10 protein-coding genes are annotated in these 14,736 nt (G+C 70.2%); all 10 read left to right on the forward strand.

All coding sequences use genetic code 11. The features are described 5' to 3' along the window. Positions 1 to 88 precede the first annotated feature (88 nt). The 10 genes from MRBLWH10_RS00120 (at position 89) to MRBLWH10_RS00165 (ending at position 14,724) form a co-directional block, all read left to right on the forward strand. Positions 89 to 1,105 (forward strand): LacI family DNA-binding transcriptional regulator, encoded by a 1,017-nt coding sequence (locus MRBLWH10_RS00120; RefSeq protein WP_223585792.1) that lies wholly within the window; start codon positions 89 to 91, stop codon positions 1,103 to 1,105. A 166-nt stretch (positions 1,106 to 1,271) separates the two neighbouring features. Continuing rightward, positions 1,272 to 4,856: a glycoside hydrolase gene (locus tag MRBLWH10_RS00125; protein ID WP_341941172.1), complete on the forward strand. Its 3,585-nt coding sequence runs from the start codon at positions 1,272 to 1,274 to the stop codon at positions 4,854 to 4,856. Positions 4,857 to 5,059: 203 nt separating this feature from the next. After that, positions 5,060 to 6,067, forward strand: a complete 1,008-nt coding sequence (locus MRBLWH10_RS00130; RefSeq protein ID WP_105676806.1) for an ABC transporter substrate-binding protein — start codon at positions 5,060 to 5,062, stop codon at positions 6,065 to 6,067. A 77-nt stretch (positions 6,068 to 6,144) separates the two neighbouring features. After that, the gene (locus MRBLWH10_RS00135) at positions 6,145 to 7,749 is read left to right on the forward strand and encodes a sugar ABC transporter ATP-binding protein (protein ID WP_341941173.1); all 1,605 of its coding nucleotides are present in this window, start codon (positions 6,145 to 6,147) and stop codon (positions 7,747 to 7,749) included. Further along, positions 7,746 to 8,834 (forward strand): ABC transporter permease, encoded by a 1,089-nt coding sequence (locus MRBLWH10_RS00140; RefSeq protein WP_341941174.1) that lies wholly within the window; start codon positions 7,746 to 7,748, stop codon positions 8,832 to 8,834. The genes MRBLWH10_RS00135 and MRBLWH10_RS00140 overlap by 4 nt, the downstream gene beginning before the upstream one ends. Next, complete coding sequence (locus tag MRBLWH10_RS00145; RefSeq protein WP_341941175.1) at positions 8,831 to 9,871, forward strand: sugar ABC transporter permease; 1,041 nt, start codon at positions 8,831 to 8,833, stop codon at positions 9,869 to 9,871. Before MRBLWH10_RS00140 ends, MRBLWH10_RS00145 begins: the two co-directional genes overlap by 4 nt. Before the next feature lie 3 nt (positions 9,872 to 9,874). After that, on the forward strand, positions 9,875 to 10,582 hold the full coding sequence (locus tag MRBLWH10_RS00150; protein ID WP_341941176.1) for an L-ribulose-5-phosphate 4-epimerase: 708 nt from the start codon (positions 9,875 to 9,877) through the stop codon (positions 10,580 to 10,582). Next, positions 10,579 to 12,174, forward strand: a complete 1,596-nt coding sequence (locus MRBLWH10_RS00155) for an FGGY-family carbohydrate kinase (protein WP_341941177.1) — start codon at positions 10,579 to 10,581, stop codon at positions 12,172 to 12,174. Before MRBLWH10_RS00150 ends, MRBLWH10_RS00155 begins: the two co-directional genes overlap by 4 nt. A gap of 98 nt (positions 12,175 to 12,272) precedes the next feature. After that, positions 12,273 to 13,790, forward strand: coding sequence for an L-arabinose isomerase (gene araA / locus MRBLWH10_RS00160; protein ID WP_341941178.1), 1,518 nt, complete (start codon positions 12,273 to 12,275; stop codon positions 13,788 to 13,790). 13 nt (positions 13,791 to 13,803) lie between these two features. Then, positions 13,804 to 14,724: an aldose 1-epimerase family protein gene (locus MRBLWH10_RS00165; protein ID WP_341941179.1), complete on the forward strand. Its 921-nt coding sequence runs from the start codon at positions 13,804 to 13,806 to the stop codon at positions 14,722 to 14,724. Positions 14,725 to 14,736: the final 12 nt, after the last annotated feature.

The following is a 14,736-nucleotide window of genomic DNA, read 5'->3' on the forward strand; positions in this document are numbered from 1 at the left end:
CGGGGTGACCCGCGGGCGGAAACTCCGTGTTTCTGTGCCCCGCGCAGTAATGTCGTGTTGTTGCCGGTCACATGGTCAGGGGGAAAGCGTGAGCACAGACGGAGGCGGGCCGCGCAAGCCGAGCATCTACGATGTGGCGGATCGCGCCGGAGTGTCGCACATGACCGTCTCGCGCGTGCTCAACGGGCACCCGAACATCCGCGCATCCACGCGGGAGAAGGTGATGAACGCGATCGCCGAGATGAGCTACACGCGCAGCTCGATCGCCAGGGCCCTCGCCACCAACCGCACCATGCGCATCGGCGCCCTGATCGACAACCCCGGCTACTTCGGACCCAGCAGCACCCTGCGCGCGATCGAGGTCGCCGCGCGCGAGTACGGCTACGCAGTGAGCTCGTTCTCCGTGGGTGACGGGGAGGACCGCCGCGTCGACGCCGGGGTGATGGAGCTCATCACCCAGGGCGTCGACGCCCTGTGCGTCATCGCCCCCCGCGCCTCGTCCCTCGACCTGCTGCGACGTCAGTCGATCGGCGTGCCGACGCTGGTCGTCAAGGAGGAGCCCGATGAGGAGATGCACACGGCATCCGTCGATCAGCGCGCGGGCGCGACGGCGGCGGTGCGCCACCTGATCGATCTCGGACACCGCTCGATCCTGCACGTCGCCGGTCCGCCGGACTGGTTCGACGCCAAGGCGCGGACCGAGGCCTGGCGCGCGGTGCTCGAGGAGGCCGGTCTTCCCGTGGCCGAGCCGATGATCGGCGACTGGTCGTCGGATTCGGGGTACGCGTTCGGCACGAGCGTCGAGCTCGGCGACGCCACGGCCGTCTTCGTCGCGAACGACCAGATGGCCCTCGGGCTCATGCACGGCCTCGCCGAGCGTGGCATCCGGGTGCCAGACGACGTGAGCGTCGTCGGCTTCGACGACGTGCCGGATGCTCGGCACTACCTGCCCCCGCTCACGACGGTTCGTCAGGACTTCACGCTGCTCGGCAGGCTCGTCATCGGAGAGCTGCTCTCGGCGATCGAGGGCGGCGAGACGGAGGAGCGCGAGCTGATCCAGCCCGAGCTCAAGCTGCGCGCGTCGACCGCCGCTCCGCGGAGCTGAGCCGACTCCTCTCGCGCTCATCGAGGCGCCGGATCGCGGCGCGGCCATTCGGCGACGGCCCGGGGCGTCCCCTAAGGTGACGCGCCTGTTGACGTGGGAGCGGGGTGTCCCTATGCTCGCTGTTACCGCTCACTGTTGACGTCAACACATACTCTGAGGACAGACGATGAAGTCGAAGAGAACCATTGCCGCGCTCGGGATCTGCGCCCTCGGCGCCGGCGCGCTCGTGACCGGCGCCCCCGCGGCGCAGGCGGCTGCGATCCCGCTCACCATCACCCCCAACCCCGGCTACGCGTCATCCCCGTTCGAGGGATGGGGGACCAGCCTCGTCTGGTTCGCGAACGCGACGGGCGGCTACCCCGACGACGTCCGGCAGGATCTGCTCGACAAGGTCTTCGGCGAGGACGGGCTCAACCTCAACATCGCCCGGTACAACATCGGCGGAGGTAACGCGACCGACGTGCCGGGGTACCTGCGCCCCGGCGGCGCCGTGGAGGGCTGGTGGAACCCCGATCTCGCGAGCTCGACGTACGCCGACCGCGCGGAGTACCGTGCGGCCTGGGACGGCGACGACCCGGCGAGCTACGACTTCGACGCCGATGAGACCCAGCGCTGGTGGATCGACGCCCTGAAGGACCGCATCACGCACTGGGAGGCGTTCAGCAACTCGCCGCCCTACTTCCTCACCCAGAGCGGCTACGTCTCGGGCGGCATCGGCAACGGCAACGCGGAGCAGCTGTCCGCCGCCGACATGGACGCGTATGCGGACTACCTCGTGACGGTCGTCGAGCGCCTCGAGCAGGAGCACGGCATCGACTTCGCCAGCCTCGATCCGTTCAACGAGCCCAACACGAACTACTGGTCCACCACTCTCGGACCCGACGGATGGCCCACCTCGGCGAGCAGGCAGGAGGGCGCGCACATCGGACCGGCCGCCCAGGACGCGATGATCAAGGTCCTCGCCGACCGCCTGGCGGAGCCCGGCACCGCCACCGACGTGCCGATCTCGGCGATGGACGAGACGAACCCGTCGATCTTCGCGACCAACTGGAACGCGTGGAGCGACGAGTCCAAGGCCGAGGTCGACCAGCTGAACGTACACACCTACGGCACCTCAGGGCGGCTCGTGGTGAGGGACATCGCGAAGAGCGCCGACAAGCCGCTGTGGATGAGCGAGGTCGAGGGCGACTGGGACGGCACCGGCTACAACCTCACCAACATCGAGAACGGCCTCGGGATGGCCGGTCGCATCGTCGACGACCTGCGCGAGCTGGAGCCGAGCGCCTGGGTGTTCTGGCAGCCGGTCGAAGACACCTACAACATGCAGAAGGTCGAGAACAAGAACTGGGGATCGGTGTTCGTCGACTTCGACTGCAACGCCGACGGCGACTCCGTGCGGCGCATCGCCGACGGCGAGGCCGACCCGAGCTGCCGCGTGCAGACCAACGCGAAGTTCAACACCGTGCGCAACTTCACGCACTACATCCGTCCGGGGGATGCCCTCATCCCGTCGGGCGACGCGCAGACCACCGCGGCCGTCTCGGCCTCCGGCGACGCCGCGACCCTCGTGCACGTGAACACGGAGTCCTCGGCGCGTGAGCTCACGCTCGACCTCTCGCGCTTCGGCGCCGTGGCGGCAGGGGCGACCGTGACGCCGATCGTGACCACGCAGTCGACGGCCGCGAACCCCACGAGCAACGCGCTCGTGGCGGGAGCGCCCGTCGCGGTCGACGCGGCCACCCGCACCGCGAAGATCACCGTCCCCGCGAAGTCGGTGACGACGCTCGTGATCTCCGGGGTCTCCGGCGTCGCCGACGAGGCCGCCTCGCTGCGCGACGGCCACAGCTACCAGCTGTTCGGCGTGCAGAGCGGCAAGGCGCTCGCCGCGAACGGCACGGCGGCGGTCATCCGCACCCCCGCCACCACCGCGGATGCCGCGACCGCCCAGACCTGGACCGTGCGGACCCTGTCGGGAGAGGGGACCGATCGGCACCGCTTCGCCCTGCAGTCGGGTGACGGCAGATTCCTCGCCGAGTCCGGCGGAGGGGCGACCGTGGTCTCCGCCACGCCGGAGCAGGCGGCATCCGATCCCGCCCTGCAGTGGATCTCGTCCACCGCCGACGGCTCGACGTTCTCGCTGCTCAGCGTCTCGGGCGAGCGTGTGCTCGACGTGAACGGGCAGAGCTCCGCCGATGGCGCGAGCGTGGGGCTGTGGACCTCGAACGACGGGGCGAACCAGCGCTGGACGCTCGCCGACACCGAACTGGTCGAGGTGCAGAAGGTCACGACGGGTGCGGTGCAGGGCACGGCCCCGGCACTTCCTTCCACGGTGGCGCTGACCTACCGGGGTGGTGTCGAGCGCACCGCCGCTGTCACGTGGAACACGGCGGGGGCTGACTGGTCGGCGCCCGGCACCAGGACGATCGACGGGACGGGCGTCGACCTCTTCGGCGCGGCCTTCACGGCCACGGCGATCGTCGAGGTCGGGTCCGTGACGATCACCGATCCGGTGTCCGTCACGACGTACGCGGGTGCACCGCTGTCCTCGGTGCGAGCCGCGGCGCCGGCGACGGCGCCCGCCGTGATCGGAGCCACCGACCAGCGGCTGCCCGTCGACGTCACCTGGGACTGGAGTGGAGTCGCCGACTCCTCGTTCGCCACTCCCGGCGTCGTCACCGTGCCGGGGTCGGCACGCGCGCCGGGCGGGGGAGCGCTCACGGCGACCCTGTCGGTGATCGTGACCGTCCCGTCGACGCGGAACGTCGCCCCGGCGAGCACGGCATCCGCGACCTTCACCGAGAGCTCCAGCTACGGCGCCGACCGCACGAAGAACGGCCTCACCACGGACAAGGGATGGTCGAACTGGAGGTCGGGCACGAAGAACACGCAGGACACGCTGACCTACGCGCTGACCCGCACCGAGACGATGCAGAGCGCCAGGATCTTCTTCTACAAGGACGGCTCGTCGAACAGCTGGCCGCAGTCGCTCTCCGTGCAGTACCGCCTCGGCGCCGGCGCCTGGACGACGGTCGGGTCCCTCGTCGACGTCCCCGTCCCGGCGGACGGCTCCGCTCCTGTGGTCGACGTGCCGCTGGGCTCCGTGCAGGCCGATGCCGTGAGGGTGGTCATGAACGCCCGCGCCGCCACCCACATGATCGTGTCGGAGGTCGAGCTGCAGGCATCCGCCCCCGGCGTCTCCTCGGTGGACACGCTCTCCGCGATCACCCTGGACGGCGTGCCGCTGCAGGGCTTCGCATCGGCGACGACCGCGTACGAGGTGCCGTGGCCCGCGGGCGAGCAGCGTCCGGTGCTGCGCGGGGTCGCGACCGACGGCGCGGCTGCCGTCGCGGTCACGCAGGCCGGTGACTCCGGGGTCGCCACGGTGCTCGTCACGGCGCCCTCCGGCGCGTCCCGCACCTACGACATCGCCTTCGTCGACAGGGCCGGCCCGACGCTCGATGCGACGCTGGTCGGCAGTGTGCGCTGCGTGGCGGGCAAGGCGCAGCTCGTCCTCACGGTGACCAACACCGGAGACGTCGCGACCGACGTGACCGTCACGACGCCGTACGGCTCGAGGGCGTTCTCGGGGCTCTCCCCGCAGGCGAGCGCGTCCGCAGCGCAGTCGACGAGGCTCGCCGTCGTCCCGGCGGGGAGCGCGCAGATCGTGCTGAGGGCTGATGTCGACGGGGTGCACCATGAGCGCACCCTGCAGACCGTCCTTCCGGCAGGCGGGTGCGGCGCGGCGCGCTGACCCCTCGCCGACGGAGGGGCGTCGAGGCCGGGAGACCGTCCTCGGCGCCCCTCTCGTCACGACGGCGTAACGACGGGGAATCCGGACTTGCGCAAAGTTTTGTTACCGCGCACAATTGGGTGAGCACAGCACCACACACGTCGTCCACGGCGGACGCGTTACCCGACGGCGAACCGCCGGAGGCACTCAAGGAGGAGACAACAATGGCTACATCCAAGCGACTGCTCGGAATGATCGGACTCGGCGTCGCCGGCGCTCTCGCGCTGGGCCTGACGGGCTGCAGCGGCGGCGGGGACGACAAGGGCGGATCCGACGCGGGCTCCGGCTCCGGCGACCTCATCACGGTCGGCTTCGTCGCCGTCGGCCCCGAGGGCGGCTGGCGTCAGGCCAACGAGAAGAACATCCAGGACACCTTCACCGAGGATGCCGGCTACGACCTGAAGTACGCGCCGGCCGCGAACCTCGACCAGAAGTCGCAGATCGACAACTTCACGTCGTTCGTCGACGAGGGCGTCGACGTCATCCTGCTCTCGGCCACCGAGGCCACCGGCTGGGAGGACTCGCTCAAGCGCGCGCAGGAGGCGGAGATCCCTGTCATCCTCCTCGACCGCGGCATCGAGCCCGACGACACCAGCCTCTACGTCACCCGCATCGCGCCCGACAACGTCGAGGTCGCGAAGGAGGTCGGCACCTGGGCCGCAGCCGAGTTCCCCGACGGCGGCAACTACATCGTCCTCGAGGGCCCGGCCGGCGTCGGCGTCGTGAACGAGCGCAACAAGGGCTTCGAAGAGGGCCTCGGCGACTCCTCGCTGGTCAAGGTCGCGGCGCAGACCGCGAACTGGTCCACCGAAGAGGGCAAGAGCGTCACGGAGACCCTGCTCAAGTCGAACAACAACGACATCCAGTTCATCTTCGCCCAGAACGACGAGATGGGCCTCGGCGCATCCCAGGCGGTCGAAGAGGCCGGTCTGACCGTCGGCACCGACGTCAAGATCGCGACGATCGACGGCACCAAGAACGCCATCCAGGCGCTCGCCGACGGCAAGCTCAGCTACGTCCACGAGTACAACCCGCTCTTCGGCGAGACCGCTCTCGACGTCGTCAAGAAGGCGCTCGACGGCGACAAGGTCGACTCGTACATCGTCGTCCCGAGCAAGGCGTTCGACTCCGCCGAGGCCGCCAAGGCCGCTCTGCCCGACCGCAAGTACTGAACCACCCGCCCGGGCGGCGCGCCGAGCGCCGCCCGGGCACCCTCCGCAGAGAGACACAGAGACCGGAAGTCAGAGCAATGAACGAAGAACTGCCCATCGTCCAGATGCGGGGGATCTCGATCGAGTTCCCCGGCGTGAAGGCGCTCGACGGCGTGGACTTCCGGCTCTTCCAGGGCGAGGTGCACGCGCTGATGGGCGAGAACGGCGCCGGCAAGTCGACCCTCATCAAGGCCCTCACCGGCGTCTACGGCATCGACTCCGGCTCGATCGTCGTCGCCGGCCAGGAGCGCAGCTTCCGCGGGACGAGCGACGCGCAGGCCGCGGGCATCTCGACCGTGTACCAGGAGGTCAACCTGGTCACGAACCTCTCCATCGGCGAGAACGTCATGCTGGGGCACGAGGTGCGCGGCCCCTTCGGCATCAACTGGCGCGCCACCCACCGTGCGGCCACCGAGGCCCTCACCCGTCTCGGCCTGGAGGACCTCGACACCCATCAGCCGCTGTCGAGCCTGTCGATCGCGATGCAGCAGCTCGTCGCGATCAGCCGGGCGATGGCCATCAAGGCCAAGGTGCTCATCCTCGACGAGCCCACCTCGAGCCTCGACGCCGCCGAGGTCGACGGCCTCTTCCGCGTCATGCGGACCCTTCGCGACCAGGGCGTCGCGATCCTCTTCGTCTCGCACTTCCTCGACCAGATCTACGCGATCAGCGACCGTCTCACGGTGCTGCGCAACGGGCAGTACGTCGGCGAGTACCTCACGCGCGAGCTCGACCGCCATGCCCTCATCTCGAAGATGATCGGCAAGGACCTCGACGCGCTCTCGGCGCTCGGCGGCAACCGCCGCACCGACGCCCGCACCGCCGATGAGGCCCCCGTCGTGTCCGCCCGCGGACTCGGACGCCGCGGATCCGTGCAGCCCACCGACCTCGACATCCGCCGTGGAGAGGTCGTCGGCTTCGCCGGCCTCCTGGGCTCAGGGCGCACCGAGCTCGCCCGACTGCTCTACGGCGCCGATCGCGCCGACGAGGGCACGGTCGAGCTGAACGGCGTCGTCGGCGACATCAAGTCCCCGGCCGACGCCCTCGCGAAGCGCATCGCGTTCTCGACCGAGAACCGCCGCGACGAGGGCATCATCGCCGACCTCACGGTGCGCGAGAACATGATCCTCGCCCTCCAGGCGGAGCGCGGCTGGGCGCGGCCGATCCCCAAGAAGGAGCAGGACGAGATCGTCGACAGGTACATCGCCGAGCTCAACGTCCGCCCCGCCGACCCGAACCGCCCGATCAAGAACCTCTCCGGAGGCAACCAGCAGAAGGTCCTCCTCGGCCGCTGGCTCGCCACCGAGCCCGAGCTGCTGATCCTCGACGAGCCCACCCGCGGCATCGACGTCGGAGCCAAGGCCGACATCCAGGAGGCCGTGGCGCAGCTCGCCGAAGAGGGGATGTCGGTGGTGTTCATCTCCTCCGAGCTGGAGGAGGTCGTCCGCCTGTCCGAGCGCATCGTCGTGCTCAAGGACCACCAGAAGATCGGCGAGATCCAGAACGGCCCCGACGTCACCGCCCAGTCGGTCGTCGACGTGATCGCCGCCCACGGCGTGGAGAGCGCCGCGGAGAGCCTCGACGAGGCGCCGGGCGGAGAAGCCCAGCCCGTCGACGCAGACGCAGAAGAGGAGACGCGATGAGCGCCGCAGCATCCCGCCCCACCGCCTGGCTGAGGGAGGTGATCCGCAAGCCGTGGTTCTGGGGGATCGTCGCCCTCGTGGCACTGCTCGCGCTCAACGTGCTGAAGGACCCCACGTACCTCGCCATCTCGGTCAACCCGAACAACGGCAACCTCGTCGGCAACCTGGTCGACATCCTCAAGGCCGCGGCCCCCGTCATGATGATCGCGCTCGGCATGTCTCTCGTCATCGCCACCGCGGGCATCGACCTCTCCGTCGGATCGCTCATGGCGGTCGGCGGCGCCGTGTCGATGGAGTTCCTGAAGGCGGCGGGAGACTCCACCTCCGTCGGCGTCGCACTGGCCGCGATAGGGCTCACGCTGCTGATCACCGGCGTCCTCGGCGCCGTCAACGGCATCCTCGTCGCCTACGTCGGACTCCAGCCGTTCATCGCCACCCTCGTGCTCATGCTCGCGGGCCGCGGCATCGCGAAGGTCATCACGGGCGGCCAGAACACGGCCGCGTCCAGCGACCCGTACCGCTGGATCGCGAACGGCTACGTCGTCGGCATCCCCGTGGTCTTCCTGTTCGCCGTGCTGATCGTGCTGGTCGTCGCCGCCGTCGTGCGGCGCAGCGCGCTCGGGCTCATGATCGAGGCGATCGGCATCAACCCCAAGGCCAGCCGGATGGCCGGCATCAAGCCGCGCGGCCTCCTGCTGACCACGTACATCCTCAGCGGTCTGCTCGCCGGGGTCGCCGGCATCATGTCCGTCGGCACCGTCATGACGGTCGACATCTCGCGCACCGGGTACCAGCTGGAGCTCGACGCGATCCTCGCGGTCGTGATCGGCGGGGCCTCGCTCGCCGGCGGCAAGTTCTCGCTCAGCGGCGCCTTCGTCGGCGCCCTGCTCATCGCGACGCTCGACAAGACCGTCGTGTTCCTCGGCATCTCCTCGTCGGCCACCCCCGCCTTCAAGGCGATCGTGATCGTCGTCCTGTGCCTGCTGCAGTCCGACCGCGTGCGCGGCTGGTTCACGCGCCGTCCGAAGGCCGTGTTCCCGACCGCGCCGAGAGTCGAAGCCCGCAAAGAGGAGGTGACGGCATGACCGTCCTGACCGAGGCTCCGGCCCGCACGGATGCCGCGACCGGCGTCATGACCCGCATCCGCCGGCTCGTGTCGACCAACCCGTCGACCCTGCCCACCGTCGCCGCCGTCGCCATCCTGATCGCGATGGTCGTCTACGGGGAGATCGCGTACGGCCGCATCGTGCAGGCCAACACGCTGTCGAACCTGCTCATCAACAACACGCACCTCATCGTGCTCGCGGTGGCGCTGACCTTCGTCATCCTCACCGGCGGGATCGACCTGTCGGTGGGGTCGATCATCGCGTTCTCCTCGGTCGCCGGCGTCATGCTGTCGAACGCGGGGTGGCATCCGCTCGCCGTGCTGGTGGTGATGATCGGCTCCGGCTCCCTGTTCGGCCTGGTCTCCGGCATCCTGATCCGGTACTTCAACGTGCAGCCGTTCATCGCGACGCTGGCGATGATGTTCCTGGGTCGCGGTCTCGCGTCACTGCTCAGCACGGTCCCCGAGCGGCTCGGCGAGGACTCCCCGCTGCGCTGGATCGGCACGCAGATCAAGGTCGTCGACGGGCCGAAGGTCAACGACCTCGTCATCACCCCGGCCGTGATCGTGGCTCTGCTCGTCGTGGTCGTCGCGTTCTTCGTCCTGCACCGCACGCGCACCGGCCGCACCGTGTACGCGATCGGCGGCTCCGAGAACTCGGCGGCGCTCATGGGCCTCTCGGTGCCGCGCACCAAGGTGCTCGTGTACGTGATCAGCGGCACGCTCGCCGGCATCGCCGCCGTGCTCTACACGGGGCGTCTCGGCACCGCGCAGAACATCACCGGCATCGGCTGGGAGCTCGACGCGATCGCGGCGGCCGTGATCGGCGGCACCGTGCTCACCGGCGCCTACGGCTACGTGCTCGGCTCGGTGGTCGGCGCGCTCGTGCTCGGCCTCATGAACGTGCTCATCACCCGCGACGGCAAGATCCCGCCCGAGATGACGACGATCATCACCGGCGCGATCCTCCTCATCTTCGTGCTCCTGCAGCGCGCCGTCACCCGCAAGAAGGAATAGCCGATGACCGCATTCACCCCCGAGGTCGAGGCGTCCATCCGCGCCGTCCGTGCGGACGTCGCCCGCTTGCACGCCGAGCTCGTGCGCTACGACCTGATCGTCTGGACCGGCGGCAACGTGTCGGGCAGGGTCCCGGGCGCCGACCTGTTCGTGATCAAGCCGTCCGGCGTCTCCTACGACGACCTGACGCCCGAGAACATGATCCTCTGCGACCTCGACGGCACGGTCGTGCCCGGCACCCCCGGCAGCGACCGGAGCCCCTCCAGCGACACGGCGGCGCACGCCTACGTGTACCGGAACATGCCGGAGATCGGCGGCGTGGTGCACACCCACTCGACGTTCGCCGTCGCCTGGGCTGCGCGCGGCGAGGAGATCCCCTGCGTGATCACGGCGATGGCCGACGAGTTCGGCGGGCCGATCCCGGTCGGCCCCTTCGCGATCATCGGCGACGACTCCATCGGCCGCGGCATCGTGGAGACCCTCCGCGGTCACCGCAGCCGTGCCGTGCTCATGCAGAACCACGGCCCGTTCACGATCGGCGTCGACGCGAAGGATGCCGTGAAGGCCGCCGTCATGGTCGAGGACGTCGCCCGCACGGTGCACCACGCCAGGGAGGCGGGTCCGCTGATCCCGCTGCCGCAGGAGGCCATCGACCGGCTCTACGACCGGTACCAGAACGTGTACGGCCAGAGCGCGGACGCCCGCCGATGAGCGGTCGCGACGACATCGCCCATGGACGCACGAGCCTCGGCATCGAGTTCGGCTCCACCCGCATCAAGGCGTGTCTGATCGGCGCCGACGCCTCCGAGGTGCTCGCCACCGGCTCGTTCTCCTGGGAGAACCGGCTCGAGGACGGACTGTGGACGTACGGGCTCGACGAGGTGTGGGCGGGGCTCCAGTCGGCGTTCGCCGACCTCGTGGCCGATGCCCACGACCGCTACGGAGTGCGACCGGCGACCTTCGGCGCGATCGGCGTCTCGGCGATGATGCACGGCTACCTCGCCTTCGATGAGGACGGCGAGCTGCTGGTGCCGTTCCGCACGTGGCGCAACACGAACACCGGTGCGGCGGCGGCCGAGCTGACCGCGCTGCTCGGGGTCAACATCCCGCTGCGCTGGTCGATCGCGCACCTGCATCAGGCGGTCGTCGACGGCGAGCCCCACGTGCCGGGCATCGGCTTCATCACGACCCTCGCCGGCTACGTGCACTGGCGGCTCACGGGCGCCCGCGTGCTGGGCGTCGGCGACGCCTCGGGCATGTTCCCCATCGACTCGGCGACCGGCGGCTACGACGAGAGGATGCTGCAGGCCTACGACGCGCTCGCGGGCGACCGCCTCCCCTCGGCGCTCGGCGCGCTGCTCCCGGCCGTGCTCCCCGCGGGGGCCCCGGCCGGATCACTCACCGCAGAGGGTGCGCTGCTGCTCGACCCCACGGGTGCGACGCCCGCCGGCATCCCGCTGTGCCCGCCGGAGGGCGATGCGGGCACGGGAATGGTCGCCACGAACTCGGTGTCACCGCGCACGGGCAACGTCAGCGCGGGTACGAGCATCTTCGCGATGGTCGTCCTCGAGCGTCCGCTCGCCGAGGTGCACCACGAGCTCGATCTCGTGACGACCCCGGTCGGAGACGCCGTGGCGATGGTGCACTGCAACAACGGCGCCAGCGAGCTCGCGGCCTGGGCGGGGCTCTTCATCCGCTTCGCCGCATCCGCCGGCCACCCCGTCGGAGACGATGCGGCGTTCGACGCGCTCTTCCGCGAGGCGCTCGGAGGGGAGGCGGATGCCGGCGGCATCCTCGCCTACAACCATCTGGCGGGTGAGCCGCTGGCGGGGCTCACCGCAGGCCGACCGCTCGTCGTGCGCACCCCGGACAGCGCCTTCACGCTCGCGAACTTCATGCGCGCGCAGCTGTACGGCGTGTTCGGAACCCTGGCGCTGGGCATGCAGGTGCTCGCCGCCGAGGGCGTCGGGCTCGACCGGATGTTCGCGCACGGCGGCATGTTCCGCACCGCGGGCGTCGCGCAGCGGTTCCTCGCCGGCGCGCTCGGCGCCCCGGTCGCCGTGGGCGATCTCGCCTCCGAGGGCGGGGCGTGGGGCATCGCGGTGCTCGCGTCGTACCTCGCTCACGCCGACGACCTCGCCCTCGACGCGTATCTCGACGAGAGCGTGTTCGCCACGGCATCCCTCCGCACCGTCGCTCCCGATCCAGAGGACGTCGCGGGCTTCGCCGCCTACCTCGACCGTTACCGCGCCGGCCTCGCCATCGAGTCCGCCGCCATCACCGCACTCCCTCCCGGTCTTTGAGCGAGCGGAGCGAGACGAAACGCAGCTTCCCGTCGGACACCACGTTTCGTCTCGCCGCTTCGCTCCTCGCTCAACGAACGGAAACAGAAAGGCCAGAAATGCCCACGCTCACCACCTCCCTCGACGGCTTCGAGGTCTGGTTCCTCACCGGCAGCCAGCACCTCTACGGCCCCGAGACTCTCGCGCAGGTCGCGGAGCAGTCGCAGGAGATCGCCCGCATCCTCGACGAGGCGGGCGAGGTTCCGGTGAAGATCGTCTGGAAGCCGGTCCTCACCGACGCGGCCTCCATCAAGAGGACCGCCCTCGAGGCGAACGCCGACGACAGGGTGATCGGACTGATCGCGTGGATGCACACGTTCAGCCCCGCGAAGATGTGGATCGCCGGTCTCGACGCGCTGCAGAAGCCGCTCGCGCACCTGCACACCCAGGCCAACGTCGAGCTCCCGTGGGCCGACATCGACTTCGACTTCATGAACCTGAACCAGGCCGCGCACGGCGACCGCGAGTTCGGCTACATCCAGACCAGGCTCGGCGTGCCGCGCAAGACGATCGTCGGCCACGCGAGCGACCCGCGCGTGCGCCGCGAGCTCGGCACGTGGCAGCGCGCCGCCGCCGGTCTCGCCGCCGCGCGTTCGCTGAAGCTGGCGCGCTTCGGCGACAACATGCGCTTCGTCGCGGTCACCGAGGGCGACAAGACCGAGGCCGAGCTGCGTTTCGGCGTGCAGGTCAACACGTGGGGCGTCAACGAGCTGGTGGACGCCGTGGCCGCGGCGTCCGCGTCCGACATCGACGCGCTGGTCGCCGAGTACGAGGAGCTGTACGAGGTCGCCCCCGAGCTGCGTCGCGGCGGCGACCGGCACTCCTCGCTGCGCGACGGCGCCGCGATCGAGATCGGCCTGCGCTCGTTCCTGGAGGAGGGCGGCTTCGGCGCCTTCACGACCTCGTTCGAGGACCTGGGTGCGCTGACGCAGCTCCCCGGCCTCGCCGTGCAGCGTCTGATGGCCGAGGGCTACGGCTTCGGCGCGGAGGGCGACTGGAAGACGGCCGTGCTCGTGCGCATCGCGAACGTGATGGGATCTGGCCTCCCCGGAGGTGCGAGCCTCATGGAGGACTACACCTACGACATGACCCCCGGCGACGAGCTGATCCTCGGCGCGCACATGCTGGAGGTCTCGCCTTCGCTGACCACCGCGAAGCCCACGCTCGAGATCCACCCCCTCGGCATCGGCGGCAAGGACGACCCGGTGCGCCTGGTCTTCACCGCCGACCCCGGACCCGCCGTCGTGGTGGCGCTCAGCGATATGCGCGACCGGTTCCGCCTCACCGCGAACGTCGTCGAGAACGTGCCGCCGCGAGCGTCGCTGCCGAAGCTGCCGGTGGGCCGCGCGGTGTGGAAGCCCGCGCCAGACTTCACGACCTCCGCGGCCGCGTGGCTCACGGCCGGTGCCGCGCACCACACGGTGATGTCGACGGCGGTCGGGATCGAGGCGTTCCGCGACTTCGCCGAGATGGCCGAGGTCGAGCTGCTCGTTATCGACGAGGAGACCACGCTTCCCGAGTTCCAGAAGCAGGTGCGCTGGAACCAGGCGTACTACCGCCTCGCGCAGGGCCTGTGAAGATAGAGGCGTGATGAGCATTCCGAGGTCGGGCAGGCAGCTGCGCATCGCGAGCGGCGGATACGAGGCCGTGATCGCGAGCGTCGGCGCATCCCTGCGAACGCTGCAGAAGGACGGGCGCGACCTCGTGGTGCCCTTCGAGGCCGACGAGGTGCGCCCCGGCTACCGCGGCGCGACCCTCGCCCCCTGGCCGAACCGCATCGTCGACGGACGCTACGTCTTCGCCGGCGTCGAGCACCAGCTCCCGCTGACGGAGCCGTCGCGAGGGCAGGCGCTGCACGGACTGCTGTGCTGGACCGAGTTCGCCGACCGGCTCGTGCTCGACGACCGCATCGTGCTCGCCGCCGTGATCGAACCGCAGTCCGGCTATCCGTTCCGCGTCGAGGTCGAGGTCGAGTACCGGCTCGACGCCGACGGTCTCGCCCAGACGGTCACCGCCCGCAACCTCGGGACGGATGCCGCCCCCTGGGGCACCGGTCCGCACCCGTACCTCGTGGCCGGCCCTGAGCGGAGCGTCGACGAGTGGACCCTGACGCTTCCCGCGTCCGAGGTGCTCACGGTCACGCCCGATCGGCTGAGCCCCGTGGCCGTGGAACCCGTGTCCGCGCACCCCGAGTGGGACTTCCGGGCCTCGCGGCCCATCGGCGACGTGTTCATCGACCACGCGTTCACCGGCCTCACCCGTGCAGACGGCGTGGCCGAGGTGCGTCTGACGGCACCCGGCGGGACGGGCGTCGCGATGACCTGGGACGAGCGCTGTCCGTGGGTGCAGGTGCACACCGCAGACAACCCCGGCGTCGACGGCATCCATCGCATCGGCCTCGCGGTCGAGCCGATGACGTGCCCGCCCGACGCCTTCACCTCTGGCGTCGATCTCGTCGTGCTCGCGCCGGGCGCGGAGCACGCGGCATCCTGGCGGATCCGCGCGCTGTGACGCACCCGGCGC

Source organism: Microbacterium sp. LWH10-1.2 (genome assembly GCF_038397765.1).
GTDB classification, from domain to species: Bacteria; Actinomycetota; Actinomycetes; order Actinomycetales; family Microbacteriaceae; genus Microbacterium; species Microbacterium natoriense.

What these genes read in the sequence shown, in the direction of transcription:
- MRBLWH10_RS00125 (WP_341941172.1), top strand. Translation starts at nt 1,272, where the DNA reads ATGAAGTCGAAGAGAACCATTGCCGCGCTCGGGATCTGCGCCCTCGGC.
- MRBLWH10_RS00130 (WP_105676806.1), top strand. Translation starts at nt 5,060, where the DNA reads ATGGCTACATCCAAGCGACTGCTCGGAATGATCGGACTCGGCGTCGCC.
- MRBLWH10_RS00135 (WP_341941173.1), top strand. Translation starts at nt 6,145, where the DNA reads ATGAACGAAGAACTGCCCATCGTCCAGATGCGGGGGATCTCGATCGAG.
- MRBLWH10_RS00140 (WP_341941174.1), top strand. Translation starts at nt 7,746, where the DNA reads ATGAGCGCCGCAGCATCCCGCCCCACCGCCTGGCTGAGGGAGGTGATC.
- MRBLWH10_RS00145 (WP_341941175.1), top strand. Translation starts at nt 8,831, where the DNA reads ATGACCGTCCTGACCGAGGCTCCGGCCCGCACGGATGCCGCGACCGGC.
- MRBLWH10_RS00150 (WP_341941176.1), top strand. Translation starts at nt 9,875, where the DNA reads ATGACCGCATTCACCCCCGAGGTCGAGGCGTCCATCCGCGCCGTCCGT.
- MRBLWH10_RS00155 (WP_341941177.1), top strand. Translation starts at nt 10,579, where the DNA reads ATGAGCGGTCGCGACGACATCGCCCATGGACGCACGAGCCTCGGCATC.
- araA (WP_341941178.1), top strand. Translation starts at nt 12,273, where the DNA reads ATGCCCACGCTCACCACCTCCCTCGACGGCTTCGAGGTCTGGTTCCTC.
- MRBLWH10_RS00165 (WP_341941179.1), top strand. Translation starts at nt 13,804, where the DNA reads ATGAGCATTCCGAGGTCGGGCAGGCAGCTGCGCATCGCGAGCGGCGGA.